The 17,724-nt window shown below is 58.7% G+C and carries 19 protein-coding genes and 1 other RNA gene; 4 read left to right on the top strand and 16 right to left on the bottom strand.

Going from position 1 to position 17,724, the window contains the following annotated elements; all coding sequences use genetic code 11:
* Nucleotides 1-3 precede the first annotated feature (3 nt).
* The 9 genes from mraY to rsmI form a co-directional block, all read right to left on the bottom strand.
* The gene (mraY, locus tag ACMXYJ_RS06760) at nt 4-1,086 is read right to left on the bottom strand and encodes a phospho-N-acetylmuramoyl-pentapeptide-transferase (protein ID WP_095130482.1); all 1,083 of its coding nucleotides are present in this window, start codon (nt 1,084-1,086) and stop codon (nt 4-6) included.
* Complete coding sequence (locus tag ACMXYJ_RS06755) at nt 1,086-2,453, bottom strand: UDP-N-acetylmuramoyl-tripeptide--D-alanyl-D-alanine ligase (protein WP_415759200.1); 1,368 nt, start codon at nt 2,451-2,453, stop codon at nt 1,086-1,088. The genes mraY and ACMXYJ_RS06755 overlap by 1 nt, the downstream gene beginning before the upstream one ends.
* Complete coding sequence (locus ACMXYJ_RS06750) at nt 2,446-3,909, bottom strand: UDP-N-acetylmuramoyl-L-alanyl-D-glutamate--2,6-diaminopimelate ligase (RefSeq protein WP_415759199.1); 1,464 nt, start codon at nt 3,907-3,909, stop codon at nt 2,446-2,448. Before ACMXYJ_RS06750 ends, ACMXYJ_RS06755 begins: the two co-directional genes overlap by 8 nt.
* Nucleotides 3,909-5,648, bottom strand: a complete 1,740-nt coding sequence (locus ACMXYJ_RS06745; RefSeq protein ID WP_415760687.1) for a peptidoglycan D,D-transpeptidase FtsI family protein — start codon at nt 5,646-5,648, stop codon at nt 3,909-3,911. The genes ACMXYJ_RS06750 and ACMXYJ_RS06745 overlap by 1 nt, the downstream gene beginning before the upstream one ends.
* Nucleotides 5,648-5,941 (bottom strand): cell division protein FtsL, encoded by a 294-nt coding sequence (ftsL, locus tag ACMXYJ_RS06740; protein WP_033053422.1) that lies wholly within the window; start codon nt 5,939-5,941, stop codon nt 5,648-5,650. The genes ACMXYJ_RS06745 and ftsL overlap by 1 nt, the downstream gene beginning before the upstream one ends.
* On the bottom strand, nt 5,938-6,885 hold the full coding sequence (rsmH, locus tag ACMXYJ_RS06735; protein WP_415759198.1) for a 16S rRNA (cytosine(1402)-N(4))-methyltransferase RsmH: 948 nt from the start codon (nt 6,883-6,885) through the stop codon (nt 5,938-5,940). The genes ftsL and rsmH overlap by 4 nt, the downstream gene beginning before the upstream one ends.
* Nucleotides 6,882-7,337 carry a division/cell wall cluster transcriptional repressor MraZ gene (mraZ, locus tag ACMXYJ_RS06730; protein ID WP_008147486.1) on the bottom strand — a complete coding sequence of 152 codons (456 nt, stop codon included), beginning with the start codon at nt 7,335-7,337 and terminating at the stop codon, nt 6,882-6,884. The genes rsmH and mraZ overlap by 4 nt, the downstream gene beginning before the upstream one ends.
* Before the next feature lie 355 nt (nt 7,338-7,692).
* Nucleotides 7,693-8,047, bottom strand: an RNA gene (gene rnpB / locus ACMXYJ_RS06725) — RNase P RNA component class A.
* 75 nt (nt 8,048-8,122) lie between these two features.
* Nucleotides 8,123-9,028, bottom strand: coding sequence for a 16S rRNA (cytidine(1402)-2'-O)-methyltransferase (gene rsmI, locus ACMXYJ_RS06720; RefSeq protein ID WP_165353260.1), 906 nt, complete (start codon nt 9,026-9,028; stop codon nt 8,123-8,125).
* A 177-nt stretch (nt 9,029-9,205) separates the two neighbouring features.
* Here rsmI and ACMXYJ_RS06715 point away from each other — a divergent pair, with 177 nt between their 5' ends.
* The 4 genes from ACMXYJ_RS06715 to ACMXYJ_RS06700 all read left to right on the top strand — a co-directional run bounded on the left by ACMXYJ_RS06715 (nt 9,206) and on the right by ACMXYJ_RS06700 (nt 12,652).
* Nucleotides 9,206-11,017, top strand: coding sequence for a penicillin-binding protein activator (locus ACMXYJ_RS06715; RefSeq protein WP_415759196.1), 1,812 nt, complete (start codon nt 9,206-9,208; stop codon nt 11,015-11,017).
* On the top strand, nt 11,017-11,379 hold the full coding sequence (locus ACMXYJ_RS06710; RefSeq protein ID WP_019582357.1) for a YraN family protein: 363 nt from the start codon (nt 11,017-11,019) through the stop codon (nt 11,377-11,379). Before ACMXYJ_RS06715 ends, ACMXYJ_RS06710 begins: the two co-directional genes overlap by 1 nt.
* A 104-nt stretch (nt 11,380-11,483) precedes the next feature.
* Nucleotides 11,484-12,077, top strand: coding sequence for a phosphoheptose isomerase (locus ACMXYJ_RS06705; protein WP_008025961.1), 594 nt, complete (start codon nt 11,484-11,486; stop codon nt 12,075-12,077).
* Nucleotides 12,074-12,652: a BON domain-containing protein gene (locus tag ACMXYJ_RS06700; RefSeq protein ID WP_008147477.1), complete on the top strand. Its 579-nt coding sequence runs from the start codon at nt 12,074-12,076 to the stop codon at nt 12,650-12,652. Before ACMXYJ_RS06705 ends, ACMXYJ_RS06700 begins: the two co-directional genes overlap by 4 nt.
* Before the next feature lie 51 nt (nt 12,653-12,703).
* Here the strand turns inward: ACMXYJ_RS06700 and ACMXYJ_RS06695 are convergent, their stop codons facing one another.
* The 7 genes from ACMXYJ_RS06695 to rplM all read right to left on the bottom strand — a co-directional run bounded on the left by ACMXYJ_RS06695 (nt 12,704) and on the right by rplM (nt 17,589).
* The gene (locus ACMXYJ_RS06695) at nt 12,704-13,117 is read right to left on the bottom strand and encodes a ClpXP protease specificity-enhancing factor (protein WP_008155980.1); all 414 of its coding nucleotides are present in this window, start codon (nt 13,115-13,117) and stop codon (nt 12,704-12,706) included.
* Nucleotides 13,118-13,133: 16 nt separating this feature from the next.
* Entirely contained in the window at nt 13,134-13,751 is a 618-nt protein-coding gene (locus ACMXYJ_RS06690) for a glutathione S-transferase N-terminal domain-containing protein (RefSeq protein ID WP_123410150.1), read from the bottom strand.
* A 148-nt stretch (nt 13,752-13,899) separates the two neighbouring features.
* On the bottom strand, nt 13,900-14,682 hold the full coding sequence (locus tag ACMXYJ_RS06685; RefSeq protein ID WP_415759194.1) for a cytochrome c1: 783 nt from the start codon (nt 14,680-14,682) through the stop codon (nt 13,900-13,902).
* Nucleotides 14,682-15,893, bottom strand: a complete 1,212-nt coding sequence (locus tag ACMXYJ_RS06680; RefSeq protein ID WP_095130463.1) for a cytochrome b — start codon at nt 15,891-15,893, stop codon at nt 14,682-14,684. The genes ACMXYJ_RS06685 and ACMXYJ_RS06680 overlap by 1 nt, the downstream gene beginning before the upstream one ends.
* Nucleotides 15,893-16,486, bottom strand: a complete 594-nt coding sequence (petA, locus tag ACMXYJ_RS06675; protein ID WP_007905300.1) for a ubiquinol-cytochrome c reductase iron-sulfur subunit — start codon at nt 16,484-16,486, stop codon at nt 15,893-15,895. Before petA ends, ACMXYJ_RS06680 begins: the two co-directional genes overlap by 1 nt.
* A gap of 267 nt (nt 16,487-16,753) precedes the next feature.
* Nucleotides 16,754-17,146: a 30S ribosomal protein S9 gene (gene rpsI, locus ACMXYJ_RS06670; RefSeq protein WP_003216038.1), complete on the bottom strand. Its 393-nt coding sequence runs from the start codon at nt 17,144-17,146 to the stop codon at nt 16,754-16,756.
* 14 nt (nt 17,147-17,160) lie between these two features.
* Complete coding sequence (rplM, locus tag ACMXYJ_RS06665) at nt 17,161-17,589, bottom strand: 50S ribosomal protein L13 (RefSeq protein WP_046048262.1); 429 nt, start codon at nt 17,587-17,589, stop codon at nt 17,161-17,163.
* Nucleotides 17,590-17,724: the final 135 nt, after the last annotated feature.

Below are 17,724 nucleotides of genomic sequence, written 5' to 3'. Positions count from 1 at the left end.
GTTCTACCTCAGCTTCAGGGTGGCAAGGCCAACCAGCACGAGAATCACGGTGATGATCCAGAAACGGACGATCACGCGCGGCTCGGGCCAGCCCTTGAGTTCAAAGTGGTGGTGAATCGGTGCCATGCGAAACACACGGCGACCGGTGAGCTTGAAGGAAGCAACCTGGATGACGACTGAGAGGGTCTCCATCACGAACACGCCGCCCATGATGAACAGGACGATTTCCTGACGGACGATCACCGCGATGGTGCCCAGTGCCGCGCCCAGCGCCAGTGCGCCGACGTCGCCCATGAACACCTGAGCCGGATACGTGTTGAACCAGAGGAACCCGAGGCCCGCGCCGATCAAGGCGCCGCAGAACACGATCAACTCGCCTGCGCCCGGCACATACGGAATCAGAAGGTATTCAGCAAATTTCACGTTACCCGACAGGTAGCAGAAGATCCCCAACCCGCCGCCGACCATTACGGTGGGCATGATTGCCAGACCGTCGAGGCCGTCAGTCAGGTTGACCGCGTTGCTCGAGCCAACGATCACGAAGTAGGTCAGGACGACGAAGCCTATGCCCAGCGGAATGCTGTGGTCCTTGAGCATCGGCAGGATCAGGGTGGTTTCCACCGGCGTCGCTGCAGTCATATAAAGGAAGATCGCCGCGCCCAGGCCGAACACCGATTGCCAGAAGTACTTCCAGCGGCTCGGCAAGCCACGGGAGTTCTTCTCGATCACTTTGCGGTAGTCGTCGACCCAGCCGATGGCGCCGAACAGCAAAGTCACCAACAGCACGGTCCACACGTAACGGTTGCTCAGGTCAGCCCACAGCAACGTGCTGACGCCGATGGACGACAGGATCAGCGCGCCGCCCATGGTCGGGGTGCCGGACTTGGACAGGTGCGACTGTGGACCGTCGTTACGAACGGATTGTCCGATCTGACGGTTCTGTAAAGTGCGGATCATCCACGGGCCATAGCACAGCGACAAAACCAACGCGGTCAGCACACCGAGAATCCCGCGCAGGGTCAGGTACTGAAAGACCGCGAAGCCTTTGTAGAACTGTTGCAGATACTCCGCTAGCAGCAGCAGCATTAATGTTTCTCCAGGCTGGTCCCGCACAAAGCGGCGACGATGTTTTCCATCGCAGCGCTGCGCGAGCCCTTGATCAAAATGGTGGTGTTTGTGTCTTGCTCGGCGCCGAGGGCCTTGATCAGTTCAGCCTGAGTGGTGAAGTGATAAGCCTGCTCGCCGAAAGCGTTCACGGCGTGAGCCATCATTGGCCCGACAGCGTAAAGCGCGGAAACCTTGCCGCGGGCGTACTCGCCCACATCGCGGTGCCCCTGCTCCGCCCAATCGCCCAACTCGCCGATATCTCCGAGCACCAGAACGGTGCGGCCGGAAAAGCCGGCAAGTATATCAACAGCGGCGCACATGGAGGTGGGGTTCGCGTTGTAGGTGTCGTCGATTACGCGCATGCCATTGCTGGCCAGTTGCGCGACGGTGCGACCTTTGACCGGCTGCACCGCGCCAAGGCCGGTGGCGATGCCGAACAGCGACACGCCCAGCGCATGGGCGGCGGCGGCGGCGGCCATGGCATTGGCGACGTTATGGGTGCCGAGCAGGTTCAGTTGAACGCGCTCCATACCTTCAGGAGTGTGCAGGTTGAACGCCGGGCAACCGCGAGCGTCGCGGTCCAGATCGCTGGCGTAGAAATCGGCACTGACATTGCTCAGGGCGAAGGTCAGCACTTTGCGACCGGCAGCGCGGGTCTTCCAGATGTCGAACGCCTTGTCGTCAAGATTGAGAACGGCGACGCCATCGGCATCCAGCCCTTCAATAATCTCGCCCTTGGCTTCAACGATTTTTTCCGGCCCGCCGAACTCGCCGACGTGGGCGGTCCCGGCGTTGTTGAGCACGGCCACATGAGGCTTGGTCATGCCGACGGTGTAGGCAATTTCGCCGAGACGTGAAGCACCCAGCTCGATCACCGCAGCGGTATGTTCCGGTGCGAGTTCGAGCAGGGTCAGCGGAACGCCGAGATCATTGTTCAGATTGCCACGGGTCGCCAACACCGGACCGCGCGTGCGCAGGATGCTGGCGAGCATTTCCTTGACCGTGGTCTTGCCGCTGGAACCGGTAATCGCTGCGACAGGATGGGTGTAAGCCGCACGGTTCAACGCACCGAGTTGCCCCAGCGCCTGACGAGTATCTTTCACCAGCAATTGCGGCAGCGTGCTGTCGGCGACTTCGCGCTCGACCAGCGCCGCTACGGCGCCTTTTGCGGCGACGTCATTGAGATAGTCATGACCATCGAAGCGCGGGCCGGTCAGGGCGATAAAGAGTTGGCCTGGTTTGATCGCGCGGCTGTCGATGCTGACGCCGTCGAAGCTGGCATCGGCAGTGACCAAGCGGGCATTCAGTGCGCCGGTCAGTTCGCTCAGTTTCAAGGCCTTAAGCATGGGCCACCTCCCACGCGGTCAAGGCGTGATCGGCCTCGACCAGATCGGAGAAAGAGTGACGCTGGCCGTTGATTTCCTGATAGTCCTCGTGACCTTTACCGGCCAGGACAATCACGTCTTCCGCCGAAGCGCTGGCGATCAATTGGGCAATCGCCTGGCCACGACCAGCGACGAAGGTGACTTTATCCACAGCGGTAAAACCGGCGCGGATGTCGTCGAAGATCACTGCCGGGTCTTCGGTGCGCGGGTTGTCATCGGTCACCAGCACGCCGTCAGCCAGACGCTCGACCACTTCAGCCATGAGTGGACGTTTGCCGCGATCGCGATCACCACCGCAACCGAACAGGCACAGCAAACGGCCTTTGGCGTGAGGACGCAGGGCCATCAAGACTTTTTCCAGCGCATCCGGTGTGTGGGCGTAATCGACCACCACCAGCGGCTGAGTACCGCCGCCGAGGCGCTGCATGCGTCCGGCCGGGCCTTCGAGTTTCGGCAGGACCTTGAGAATTTCGTCCAGCGCGTAGTCCAGCCCCAGCAAGGCGCCGACCGCGGCCAGTACGTTGCTCAGGTTGAAACGACCGAGCAAGGTGCTGCGCAAGTGATGCTCGCCCTGCGGCGTGACCAGCGTGGCGCGCACGCCTTCGTCATCGAACTGCGCTTCACGGCAATACAGGTAGGCGCTGGAGTCCTCCAGGCTGTAGGTGATCAAGCGCGACTCGCGTTTATCGGCTGCCAGCTGGCGGCCGAATTCGTCGTCGAGATTAACCACCCGGCACTTCAAATCATTCCAGGCAAACAGCTTGGCCTTGGCTTCGCCGTAGGCTTGCATGGTGCCGTGGTAATCCAGGTGATCGCGGGACAGGTTGGTCATCACCGCCACATCGAACGCCAGTGCAGTCACGCGGCCCTGATCCAGACCGTGGGAAGAAACTTCCATGGCGACGGCTTTGGCACCCGCCTTTTTCAGGTCGGCGAGGGTTGCCTGCACGGCGATCGGGTTCGGCGTGGTGTGCAAGCCGCTTTCGAGTGCGCCGTAAAAGCCGGTGCCCAACGTGCCGACGATGCCGCAGTGCTGGCCGAGCAAATCCAAGGCTTGCGCAACCAACTGCGTCACGCTGGTTTTGCCGTTGGTGCCAGTCACGCCGATCAGGTTCAGGTGACGACTCGGGTCACCGTAAAAACGCCCGGCGATGTCCGACAGCTGCGCCGCCAGGCCTTTGACCGGAATCAGCGGAACATCGGTAATCGGCAATACGGTCGCGCCTTCGACTTCATACGCCACAGCGGCAGCGCCGCGTTGCAGGGCGTCGGCGATGTGCGCGCGACCGTCGAACTTGCCGCCAGGGACGGCGAGAAACAGATCGCCAGCCCGCACATTGCGGCTGTCCAGGGTCAGTTCGCGGATCAATAGATCGCGGCCGGCGTGGGCGAAAATCTTGTTCAGACTCAGAGACATCAGCCTCGCCCTCCATTGGCTTTCAGCGGAACGACCGGTACTGCGTTCGCTTGTTGAGTAGGTGGCAGGTTGTCCGGGGTGATGTTCATCAGGCGCAAGGTCCCGGACATCACTTTGCTGAACACCGGGGCCGATACCAGACCACCGAAGTAGCCGGCCTTGGTCGGCTCATCGATCACCACCACAATGGCGTAACGCGGATCGCTCATCGGGCCGAAGCCTGCGAACAGCGAACGGTAGGAATTCTCGGCGTAGCCTTTGGTGCCCACAGATGTCTTACGCGCAGTACCCGACTTGCCTGCCACGTGGTACGCCGGCACTTGCGCACGGAAGACACCACGCGGGGCTTCGATCACTTGCGTCAGCATGCCTTGCATGGTTTTCGCGACCGCCTCCGGCAATACCTGTGTGGTTTGCGGTGGCTTGTCGGTCTTGATCAGGGTCAGCGGCGCGAGGCGACCATTGTTGGCCAGGGCCGAGAAGGCGTGGACCAACTGGATCGCGGTCACGGAAATACCGTAGCCGTAAGACAGCGTGGCGGTTTCAGCCTTGCGCCATTCGCGGTAGTTCGGCAGGTTGCCGACGCGCTCGCCCGGGAAGCCCAGGCCGGTGTCCTGGCCGAGGCCGACTTTTTGCGCCAGACGGAAAATCGTTTCGCCGCCGATATCGAAGGCGACCTTACTCATGCCGACGTTACTGGAGTTGATCAGGATGCCAGTCAGGTCGAGCACCGGACCTTCGCTCCGGGATACGTCCTTGATGGTGTATTTACCAATCTGCAAGGTGCCTGGGTAGACCTCAACGGTATCGGTCGGCTTCCAGCGTCCGGTTTCAATCGCGGCGCTCATGGAAATCGCTTTCATGGTCGAACCCGGTTCGAACACGTCGATCATCGCGCGGTTACGCATCATCGCCGGTTGCAGGTTGCGACGGTTGTTCGGGTTGTAGGTCGGCTGGTTGACCATGGCGAGGATCTCGCCGCTCTTTACGTCCATGATCACCAGGCTGCCGGCCTTGGCACCGTTCTCGATGATCGCGTTACGCAGTTCACGGTTGGCCAGGTATTGCAGACGCAGATCAATGGACAACGCCAAGGGCTTTCCGGCCTTGGCGTTTTTGGTGACCTGAACATCCTTGATAAGTCGGCCACGCCGATCCTTGATCACCTGTCGCTTGCCGGGGACCCCGGCCAGCCATTCGTCGTAGGCCAGCTCGACGCCTTCACGACCGTGGTCATCGATGTCGGTAAAACCAACCATATGGGCAGTGACTTCACCGGCCGGGTAGAAACGCCGGAATTCTTCGATGCCATAAACGCCCGGCACTTTCAGATCGAGCACGGACTGGCCCTGTTCGGGGGTCAGCCCGCGCACCAGATAAATGAATTCTTTGTTGGCCTGGGCCTCGAGTCGTTCGGCCAGGGCTTTCGGGTCCTGCCCCAAGGCAGCCGCCAGTGCAGGCCACTTTTCTTTGGCCGTTTGCATTTCCTTGGCATTGGCCCAAAGGGTGGTGACTGGGGTACTCACGGCCAAAGGCTCGCCGTTACGGTCGGTGATCAGACCACGGTGAGCCGGAATCGGAATATGACGAACACTGCGCGCATCGCCCTGACCTTTAAGAAAGGCACGGTCGACTACTTGCAGATCGATAATGCGCCAGGCAATCGCTGCGACCATGACGCTGAGCAAACCCACCACCAGTCGGAACCGCCATGGAAAGAGTGCGCCCTCGAGTTTCATCATGGCGCCACCATCTGCACTTCAGCGGCGCCAGGAATGCGCATCTTCAGTTGCTCGGTCGCCAGGACTTCGATACGGCTGTGGGCCGTCCAGGTGCTCTGTTCGAGAATCAAACGGCCCCACTCCGCTTGCGCCTTGTCGCGCACGCTCAACTCGTTGTACAGCGAGTTCAACAGTTGACGGTTCCAGTGGGCGCTATAGGAAACGCCGATGGCCGACACGAGCACGCCAATAAACAGCAGAAACATGAAAAAGCTTCCGCCGGGAAGTGGCTTGGCGAAAAGCTTGCTCACCGCAGCTTCTCCGCGACGCGCATGACGGCGCTACGGGAACGTGGGTTGGCTTTGAGTTCGGCCTCGGAGGCGGACTGCGCTTTGCCATGGATTTTGATTATGGGTTCGAAGGCGACGTGACGTACCGGCAGGTTGCGCGGCAGGTTGTCGGCTTCGCCTTTCACCAGTTTGCGCATGAACAGTTTGACGATGCGGTCTTCCAGCGAGTGGAAGCTGATGACGACCAGGCGGCCGCCGACTTCCAGGCATTCCAGCGCGGCTTCGAGGCCGGCTTCCAGATCACCCAGTTCGTTGTTGACGTGAATGCGCAGGCCCTGGAACGCACGGGTCGCCGGGTTTTTGCCCTTTTCCCATGCAGGGTTGGCGACTTTCAGGACTTCAGCCAGATCGGCAGTGCGCTCGAACGGCTTGATGTCGCGACGCTCGGCCACGGCACGGGCCATGCGGCCGGAGAAACGTTCTTCGCCGTATTGCTTGAACACCCGGGCGATTTCTTCCACGGGGGCGGTGTTGACGAATTCGGCAGCGCTGATCCCGCGGGATGGATCCATACGCATGTCCAGCGGGCCATCATTGAGGAAACTGAAGCCGCGCTCAGGGTCGTCGAGCTGCGGCGAGGACACGCCGAGGTCGAGCAAAATGCCGCTGACCTTGCCGGCCAGACCACGTTCGGCGACTTCCGAACCGAGCTCGGCAAAGCTGCGCTGCACAACGACAAAGCGGCCGTCTTCGGCCGCTAGCGTTTGCCCGGTGGCAATCGCTTGAGGATCTTTATCGAATCCGAGCACTCGACCATCGGGACCGAGCTGGCTGAGGATCAACCGGCTGTGTCCGCCGCGCCCGAACGTACCGTCCAGATAGCAGCCATCAGGACGTACGGCGAGAGCCTCCACGGCTTCGTCAAGCAGTACGGTGATGTGGTTAAAGCCGCTATCAATAGTCACAGGATCAAATCACGCAGTTCATCAGGCATGGCGCCCGGTTGTTGAATGGCAGCCAGGTCAGCGGCAGAAACCGCATCCCAGGCATCCTCGTCCCACAATTGGAACTTGTTCAGTTGGCCTACCAACATCGCGCGCTTATCCAACTTGGCATATTCACGAAGACGCGGCGGAACCAGAAAACGACCACTGCCATCGAGCTCGAGGTCGACGGCATTACCAATCAGTAAACGTTGCAGGCGGCGGTTCTCTTCGCGAAGCGAAGGCAGTGCGCGCAGTTTGGTTTCAATAATTTCCCACTCATCGAGGGGGTAAACACACAAACACGGATCAACGGCATCAATTGTGACGATTAACTGACCGGAACTACGCGAAACGAGCTCGTCACGGTACCGGCTCGGCATAGCGAGACGGCCCTTTGCGTCGAGACTGATAGCGTTAGCTCCGCGAAACACGTCAGCTTTTCTCCAAATATTAGCGTTTTGAGCTCAAAAAACCCACTTCATGCCACTTTCCGCCACTTGTGCACACTATAGGAATGCGGCCACCGCACCGTCAAGGCGCGGATTAAAGGAAAAGCCTTACAGAACTGAGATTTAGGAGCGTAAAAGGAGGGGTAGCGAGAATCTGACGTGTCATCCTGCTCAATAACTTGAACCAGCACTGAAGGCTGCGCTCGAAAGTTAAAGTAATTTGTTAAGAGTAAGATTTTTTTGGTATTACGAAAGTGCTTCTGCTGTTGATTCTGTAAGGAGGGAAATTGCTACTACAGGCGCCCTGCTCAATGATTAAAGCAGGGAGGGGAAAAAGGTGGAGAGTCGATCTGTAAGCCGGGTTCTGTCTTGAACAGTCATTCGTCTACGATGGCCATCACTGGACATCTTTAGCAACCTACCCGGTCCCAGCGCGGGCCACGCCTTGGGACCCTATTTGGTCTTGCTCCAAGTGGGGTTTACCTAAGCCACGAACTGTTGCCAGTCGTGCGGTGCGCTCTTACCGCACCTTTTCACCCTTACCGGCGCCGAAGCGCTTAGGCGGTTATTTTCTGTGGCACTTTCCGTAGGCTCACGCCTCCCAGGCATTACCTGGCACTTCGCCCTATGGAGCCCGGACTTTCCTCCCCCCCCTAATTTTCATAGAGGGCAGCGACTGTCCGATCGACTCTCCGCCGCGAAGATTAACGGCAGAGCAGCCGAAGGACAAGCGCTAAACGCCGTGGGCTACGCCTGCACGTCGATTTTTACTCGCCCTTCTGTTTATCCAGCGCGACCTGATAGAGCACATTCTTGCGCTCGCCGGTAATTTGCGCCGCCAACGCCGCGGCTCGCTTGAGCGGCATTTCTTCAAGCAACAGATTCAGAATGCGCATCGCTTCACTGCTGACGGCATCCTCGGTCTCGGGGGCAGACCAACCCGCCACCAACACCACGCACTCACCGCGCTGCTGATTGCTGTCTGACTCGACGAACTCGCGCAACTCGGCCAGCGGCAAGCCTTTAAGGGTTTCAAAGGTTTTAGTGATTTCACGGGCCAGCAAAGCCGGGCGCTCCCCACCGAACACCAGTTCCATGTCTTGCAGACATTCAAGGATGCGGTGTGGCGCCTCATAAAAAATCAGCGTGCGCGGCTCTTCCTTTACCAACTCAAGACGGGCGCGCCGACCGACAGCCTTGGCCGGCAGGAAGCCTTCGAAGATGAAACGGTCCGACGGCAACCCCGCCGCCGACAACGCCGCGATCAACGCGCAGGCGCCCGGAACCGGCACCACATTGATACCCGCAGCACGAGCCTGACGCACAAGGTGATAACCCGGATCGGAAATCAACGGCGTGCCGGCATCGGAAATCAGCGCCACATCGTCGCCGGCAAGCAAGCGAGTGATAAAGCGGCTACCTTCATCCCGCTCATTGTGTTCATGACAGGCTGCCAGCGGTGTAGGAATGCCGAAATGCTGCATCAATCGCTGAGAGTGACGGGTATCTTCGGCGGCGATCAGGGCGACCTCGCGCAGGATTTTCAGTGCACGCGCACTGATGTCGTCCAGGTTGCCGATGGGCGTCGCCACCACATAAAGCGAGCCAGCAGCGGAATTCAAAGCACCTGGAGCAGTCAAAGCGCACACCTCATGATCGGTAAAAGCTGCCATTGTAGCGCGTCATGACGTTCGCGATACGCGCAAGCAACCCTCGGTTTTGCAGCCTTTTGTGCAGTGCCGCAACATTTGCACGAGCTAAATTGATCGATTCACACCAGTAACATCGCGCCCCGGCCAGTGCTTGGGTACAATTCCACGCTAATTTGATCGAGTATCAGGAACACTTACATGATCGCTTGCCTGCGGCTGCTCACTGCCCTCTGCCTCGCTGCCTTGCTGGCGGCTTGCGCCAGCTCGCCCTCCTCCAGCCTTGGCGAACTTCCACGGACCCCGGATGCCAGTATCGAGCAATTGCTCGCACAGGCCGCTCAAAGCAAAGACCCGGAAAAAGCCTCCCTGTTGCGCCTGAGCGCGGCAGACCTGGCCTATCGTCAGGGGAACGCCGGCCAATCCGCGCAAATCCTGCAACAGGTCCCCGTCGAAACACTCAAGCCTGGCCAACAGGTTTTCGCCAGTACCCTGGCGGCTGAACTGGCCATGGTTCGCAATCAGCCCAAAGCGGCGCTGACAGCCTTGAGTCATCCGAGCCTGCAACGCCTGAGTGAACTGCCGGTTGAGCAACAGGTTCGCACCGGCACTGTTCATGCCCGCGCCCTTGAAGCCGATGGCCAGACCCTGGCTGCCGCACGGGAGCGCATCTTCATTGCGCCAATGCTTGAAGGCGAAGCGGCAAGCAAAAACCACGAAGCTATCTGGACCCTGATCGCCTCGCTGCCGACTGATCAATTGCAGCCGAGCGCCACCGACGACCTCGGCGGCTGGATGGGCCTGGCACAGGCGGTGAAAACTGCCGGCACCCTGGAACAGCAGCAAGCCGCGATCGACAACTGGCGCGCACAGAATCCAAAGCACCCGGCCGCCATTCAGTTGCCGCTGCCACTGACCAAGCTCAAGGAACTGGCCAGCCAGCCCTTGAGCAAAATCGCCCTGCTGCTGCCACAAGACGGCCCGTTGGCGTCGGTCGGCAAAGCACTGCGCGAAGGCTTCATGGCTGCTCACTACCAGGCCCAACAAGCCGGGCAGAAGCCGCCAGCCATCGAGTTCTATGACAGCTCGCGCCTGACGTCCCTCGACGAGTTCTATCGCAAGGCCCAGGCCGACGGCGTGCAACTGGTCGTCGGCCCGCTGGAGAAACCGCTGGTCAAACAGCTCAGCGCTCGCCCGCAACTGCCGATCACCACCCTGGCGCTGAATTACAGCGAAGGCGCACAAGGCCCGGCCCAACTGTTCCAGTTCGGTCTTGCGGCTGAAGACGAAGCCCGCGAAGTGTCCCGCCGTGCTCGCGCCGATGGCCTGCATCGCGCAGCCATCATGGTGCCGAAAGGCGAATGGGGTGATCGCGTCTTGAAAGCGTTCAGCCAGGATTGGCAGGCCAACGGTGGCAGCATTGTCGCTACCGAACGTGTCGACCAACCGGTTCAACTGGCCCAGCAGATTGCCGACATGTTCCAGCTGCGTCAGAGCGAAGGTCGCGCCAAGAGCCTGCAAAGCACCGTTGGCGGGCAGGTAGCCGCCCAGCCTTCGCGTCGCCAGGACATCGAGTTCATCTTCCTGGCTGCAACGCCTCAGCAAGCCCAGCAGATCAAGCCGACCCTGAACTTCCAGTACGCTGGTGATGTGCCGGTTTACGCCACCTCCCACGTATTCAGCGCCAGCGGCGATGTGAACCAGTACAACGACATGAACGGCATTCGCTTCTGCGAAACCCCATGGTTGCTGGAGGCCAACGATCCACTGCGCAAACAGGTCACTGCTCAATGGCCACAGGCCGGTGGCAGCCTGGGTCGTCTGTACGCAATGGGCGTTGACGCCTATCGTCTGGCTCCGCGCCTGGGACAACTCAAGGCATTGCCGGACAGCCGCATCGAAGGTCAATCGGGCAGCCTGGGCATGACTGCTAACCAGCGAGTCGTGCGTCAGTTGCCATGGGCACAGTTCGTCAGCGGCCAGGTTCAACGCCTCCCGGACACCCCGCGCTGATGCCCGACAGATCACGCCAGCAAAGCGGTAAAGATGCCGAGCGCCATGCGCTCGAGCATCTTCAACAACAGGGTCTGCGCCTGCTGGCGCAGAACTGGTTGTGTAAACGCGGCGAGCTTGATCTGGTCATGCTTGATGGCGATACAGTAGTATTCGTTGAAGTCCGCTACAGAAAAAACACTCAATGGGGTGGCGCGCTCGATAGCATTGATGAGCGCAAACGGCAGAAGCTGATATTTGCCGCGCAATATTTTCTTCAGCGCGAGTCGCGCTGGGCCAATTCCCCTTGCCGTTTCGACGTGGTTGCCATCGACAGCAACCTCGATCAGTTGAATTGGTTGCAGAATGCCTTCGACAGCTGATCGCGAGCACACCGAACCGGACACCTCCACCCAACACTTTTGCTCTTTGCTTTGCGGGCTGCACATTCATGTGCCGAGTAGCCGCGCTAATTAAGGTCACACAGATGGACATGCAATCCCGAATTCGCCAGCTTTTTCAGGCCAGTATCGATACCAAGCAAATGGCGATGGACGTACTTGCACCGCACATCGAGCAAGCCAGCCAGGTGATGGTCAACGCCCTGCTCAACGAAGGCAAAATGCTGTCCTGCGGTAACGGCGGCTCTGCCGGTGATGCCCAGCACTTCTCGTCGGAGCTGCTCAACCGTTTTGAGCGCGAGCGTCCGAGCCTGCCAGCGATTGCGCTGACCACCGACAGCTCGACGATCACCTCGATCGCCAACGACTACAGCTACAACGAAATCTTCTCCAAACAGATCCGCGCCCTCGGCCAGCCGGGTGACGTATTGCTGGCGATTTCCACCAGCGGCAACTCGGCAAACATTATTCAAGCGATCCAGGCCGCACATGATCGCGAAATGATTGTCGTAGCATTGACCGGTCGCGATGGCGGCGGCATGGCGTCGCTGCTATTGCCCGAGGACGTCGAGATTCGCGTACCGGCCAACGTCACCGCACGTATTCAGGAAGTCCACCTGCTGGCGATCCATTGCCTTTGCGATTTGATCGACAGCCAACTGTTCGGGAGTGAAGAATGACCCCTAATCGCCTAGGCCTTCTGGCCTTGACCCTGTGCCTCGGCATCAGCGGCTGCACCTCGGTGGTTAACGCCAGCCGTGAAGCACCGATCGAAGATGACCGCGGCACCCGCACCTTCGGCAGTAAGATCGACGACTCTCTGATCGACACCAAGGTCGGCGTGAACATCGCCAAGGCCGATCCAGCCCTGGACAACGATTCGCACATCGTCGTCACCAGCTTCAACGGTGTCGTACTGCTCGCCGGGCAAACTCCGCGTGCCGACCTCAAGGCCAAGGCCGAACAGGCCGCTGCGGCTGTTCAGCGCGTGAAGACAGTCCACAACGAACTGCAAGTCCTGCCACCCTCCGGCTTCCTTGCCCGCCAGAACGACACCTGGCTGACTTCCAAGATCAAGACCCAGATGCTCACCGACCCGAACATCCCGGGCTCGCGCATCAAGGTTGTCACCGAGAACGGCATTGTCTACTTACTGGGCCTGCTGACCAAGCAGGAAGCCGCTCAGGCCACCAACCTGGTGCAAGGCGTTTCCGGCGTACAGAAGATCGTGAAACTGTTTGAGTACATCGACTGACACGCAACACGCAGGCACAAAAAAGGCGATCCATCCGGATCGCCTTTTTTATTACTTCACCACCTTCAAACTCGGTCGACCGCTGGGACGCGGCGGCTCGCTGTCGGGTGGCGGAATATCGTCATCCGGCTCGATCTCTTCCTCGTCTTCCATAGGCGATTCCAGATCGAACACCATGCCCTGACCGTTCTCCCGGGCGTAAATGCCCAGGATCGATGCGATAGGCACGTACAGGGTATGCGGCACGCCACCGAAACGCCCTTCGAAGCTGACCGCTTCGTTGTCCATGTGCAGATGACGCACGGCTGCCGGCGATACGTTCAGGACAATCTGTCCGTCACTGGCAAACCCCTGAGGCACCTGCACCGACGGATACTCGGAATTGACCAGCATGTGCGGGGTGCAATCGTTGTCCACAATCCACTCGTAGAGCGCGCGGACCAGATAAGGTCGACTGGAGTTCATAGCGGCTCCTTAAGCCTTAGCGCATATCGCGTTCGACACCAGACAGACTCGCCTGGAAAGCCTCACGCGCAAACGAGCGCTCCATGTAATCAAGCAGCGGCTTGGCAGGCCGCGGCAGTTCAATACCCAGAATCGGCAATCGCCAGAGTATTGGCAATAGGCAGCAATCCACCAGACTTTGTTCCTCACTGAGGAAAAACGGCTTGTCGGCGAACAACGGCGACACGCCGGTCAGGCTTTCGCGCAGCTCTTTACGAGCCACGACACGGGCTGCTTCCTTGGACTTGGAATCCAGAATCAGATCCACCAGGCCACACCAGTCACGCTGAATACGATGAATCAGCAGACGGCTGTTGGCACGCGCCACTGGATAAACCGGCAGTAAAGGCGGGTGCGGGTAACGCTCATCCAGATATTCCATCACCACGGTCGACTCCCACAACGCCAGGTCACGATCGACCAGGGTGGGCAAGCTGCCGTAAGGGTTCACTTCAATCAGTTTAGGCGGCTGGCGACCAGCTTCCACGTAAATGATCTCGGCGCTGACACCCTTCTCTGCAAGTACGATACGCACTCGGTGGGAATAGTGGTCGGCGGGGTCGGAGTAACAGGCCAACCGATTGGTCACGCCCATGGCGGTCCTCCTCGCTTGTTGAAATTATCGGAAACGGAAAAACGCGCGCGCCCAGAGGGCGCCTCTCGTAACGCCTGGATCACCAGGCTCGTTACACCTTCAGAGACGCCCTTGGGCGCGCGCGATTGACAGCAATTTTACAGCAATATCAATGGACGTCTTTCCAGTATTCACGCTTGAGCAAATATGCGAATACGAAGAAGAACGCCAGGTACAGCAACACATAGGTACCGATGCGCTGATGCTGCAGCTTCACCGGGTTGGCCGAGTAGGCCAGGAAGGTCACCAGATTCTTGACCTTCTCGTCGAACTGCTCTTCGTTCAGCGTGCCGGTTTTCGGCAGCACGGTCAGCTGGTCGCAGGCTTCATGAGTCAAAGCCGTGCCCGTCAGCGGATCGTATTGCTTCTTGCCGTCTTCGACGATTTGAACTTGTTTACAGCCTACCACCTGACGACCTTGCAGGCCGACCAGAACGTTAGGCATCCCGACGTTCGGGAACACCTTGTTGTTCACGCCCCAAGGACGCGATGGGTCTTCGTAGAAAGATTGCAGGTAACCGTAGAGCCAGTCAGTGCCACGAACGCGAGCGACCAGGGTCAGGTCGGGCGGCGCCGCACCGAACCAGGTCTTGGCGTCAGCCGGCTGCATGCCGATGCTCATGTGGTCGCCGATCTTGGCGCCGGTGAACACCAGCTTCTCAAGCATCAGCTCATGAGGAATGCCCAGATCATCGGCCACACGCTCGTAGCGCTGGAACTTGGCGCTGTGGCAGCCCATGCAATAGTTGGCGAACGTACGTGCGCCGTCCTGCATGGCTGCTTTGTCGGAGACGTCGATATCGACCTTTTCCAACTCGGGAGCGCCAGCTGTCGAGGCGAACGAGAACACAGGCATCGCCGCAAGAATCAGTACAGCAAATAGCTTTTTCATCAGCCAGTCACCCTTTCCGGAACCGGTTTGGTCTTCTCAAGCCTGGTGTAGAACGGCATCAGAATGAAGTAGGCGAAGTACAGGAAGGTACATACCTGCGACAGCAACGTCCGACCAGGGGTTGGGGCCAATACGCCCAGCACGCCCAGGATCACGAACGAGATGCAGAACACCCAGAGCCAGATCTTGCTCATCCAGCCTTTGTAGCGCATCGACTTGACCGGACTACGATCGAGCCATGGCAGGACAAACAGCACAGCGATGGCCGCGCCCATGGCGATAACGCCCAGGAGCTTGTCCGGAATCGCCCGCAGAATCGCGTAGAACGGGGTGAAGTACCAGACCGGAGCGATGTGCTCTGGCGTCTTGAAGGCGTTCGCCACTTCAAAGTTCGGCTTCTCGAGGAAGTAGCCGCCCATTTCCGGGAAGAAGAACACGATCGAGCAGAAGATGAACAGGAACACCACCACGCCGACGATATCTTTCACGGTGTAGTACGGGTGGAAGGCAATGCCGTCCAGCGGTACGCCGTTTTCGTCTTTGTATTTCTTGATGTCCACGCCGTCCGGGTTGTTCGACCCAACTTCGTGCAGCGCCAGAACGTGCAGCACCACCAGACCGAGGATCACGATCGGCAAGGCCACAACGTGCAGGGCGAAGAAGCGGTTCAGGGTGATACCGGAAATCAGGTAGTCACCACGGATCCACTGAGTCAGGTCGTTGCCGATGACCGGGATCGCACCGAACAGCGAGATGATCACCTGGGCACCCCAGTAGGACATCTGCCCCCACGGCAACAGATAACCCATGAAGGCTTCAGCCATCAGCGCCAGATAGATCAGCATGCCGAAGACCCACACCAGCTCACGCGGCTTCTGGTACGAACCGTAGAGCAAGCCACGGAACATGTGCAGATAGACCACGATGAAGAACGCCGAAGCGCCAGTGGAGTGCAGCAGGCGCAGAATCGAGCCGTACTCGACGTCGCGCATGATGTATTCGACGGAAGCAAACGCCTCTTCCGCCGACGGGGTGTAGCTCATGGTCAGCCAGACACCGGTAACGATCTGGTTGACCAGAACGAGCAGTGCGAGGGAACCAAAGAAATAGAAGAAGTTAAAGTTCTTCGGGGCGTAGTACTTGCTGAGATGGTCTTCCCACATTTTGGTCGCGGGAAAGCGCGCATCAACCCAATCCATGAACTTGCTCATCACGCTTTCTCCGTATCGACGCCAATGACAATGATGTCATCGGTCTCATAGGAATGCGGGGGAACTGGCAGGTTCAAAGGCGCAGGTTGCGACTTGTAGACGCGGCCAGCCAGATCGTAGTGGGAACCGTGGCAAGGGCAGAAATATCCACCTACCCAGTCCTTGCCCAGATCCGCAGGTGCCACTTCTGGACGGAAGGTCGGCGAACAACCCAGGTGCGTGCAGATACCGATCAGCAGCAGAACCTCTGGCTTGATCGATCGCGTTTCCGGGTCGACATAGGTCGGTTGTGTCGAGTTCTTGGAGGTCGGGTCAGACAGCTGGCCCTCGATCTTTTTCAGATTCCCCAGGATTTCCTCGGTACGGCGGACAATAAACACCGGCTGACCGCGCCACTCAGCAATCATCTGCTGGCCTGGCTCGATCTTGCTGACATTCACCTTCACCGGTGCACCTGCGGCTTTCGCCTTGGCACTGGGAAACCATGACCCCACGAACGGGACCGCAGCCCCCACCGCTCCTGCAGCACCCACCACGGATGTGGCTGCTACCAAGAAGCGACGCCGGCCTGCATTCACGCCGTCATTGCTCATTCAGTCCTCTCCCATCAGCTTTGTGGCCTGTTAAATCAGGCGTCTACTAAGTAAAAATCTGAACTTATAAAAATTTTGCCGAATGGTAATGAAAAGCCCCAATTCTGACAAGGTAATTACCGAGGGGCTCCACTGCCAAGCCTTGCAGTATAGGGCTTCTACGGCTGTGGCAAGTTGTCACAGAGCAATTCTTTGATAAATCTCGCCCATAAAAAAACGCCCAGCTTCGCGAGGAAACTGGGCGTTCTTTTTGAACGTAAAAGCGAATTAACGCTTCGAGTACTGCGGACGCTTACGCGCTTTACGCAGACCAACTTTCTTACGTTCAACTTCACGTGCATCGCGAGTAACGAAGCCAGCTTTGCGCAGAGCGCCACGCAGGGTTTCGTCGTACTGCATCAGTGCGCGAGTGATACCGTGGCGGATTGCGCCAGCTTGACCACTTACACCACCACCGATCACGGTGACGTAGATGTCGAATTTCTCGACAGTCTCAGTCAGTTCCAGCGGCTGACGAACTACCATGCGGGCAGTTTCGCGGCCGAAGAAATTTTCCAGGGTGCGGTTGTTGATGGAGATGTTACCAGTACCCGGACGCAGGAAAACGCGTGCGGTTGCGGTCTTGCGACGGCCAGTGCCGTAATTTTGAGTCGCCGACATAATGAACTATTCCGTTAAAACTTCAGTTCTTGGGGCTGCTGAGCAGTATGAGGGTGTACAGCGCCCGCATAGACTTTCAGCTTACGATACATGTCGCGACCCAGTGGGTTCTTAGGCAGCATGCCTTTGACCGCGGTCTCGATCACGCGCTCAGGGGCTTTAGCAATCAGCTTTTCGAAGTTGATCGACTTGATGCCGCCCGGGAAACCGGAGTGGGAGTAGTAGATTTTGTCGGTGGTTTTAGCACCGGTTACACGAATCTGCTCGGCATTGATAACAACGATGTAATCGCCGGTGTCAACGTGAGGAGTGTACTCAGCTTTATGCTTGCCACGCAGACGGCTCGCGATTTCGGTGGCCAGACGACCCAGGGTCTGACCTGCAGCGTCGACGACAAACCAGTCGTGCTGTACTGTTTCCGGTTTAGCAGTAAAAGTTTTCATTCTTTATAGCCTCAGGGGCCGCCCTGTAAATTAGACGGCGGATCTTACTGAATAGTGCGTACTTTGACAAGTCAAAGGCAGCCGGATACAGACGCTTTCGGGGGCTCGGGTCGGCGCGTCCGTTCAACGGCAAGA

The sequence above is a fragment of the Pseudomonas arabinosi genome, assembly GCF_047758675.1.
GTDB lineage: Bacteria > Pseudomonadota > Gammaproteobacteria > Pseudomonadales > Pseudomonadaceae > Aquipseudomonas > Aquipseudomonas arabinosi.
The sequence above is the reverse complement of the archived record's forward strand: the minus strand, read 5'-3'. Positions and strand labels throughout refer to the sequence as shown.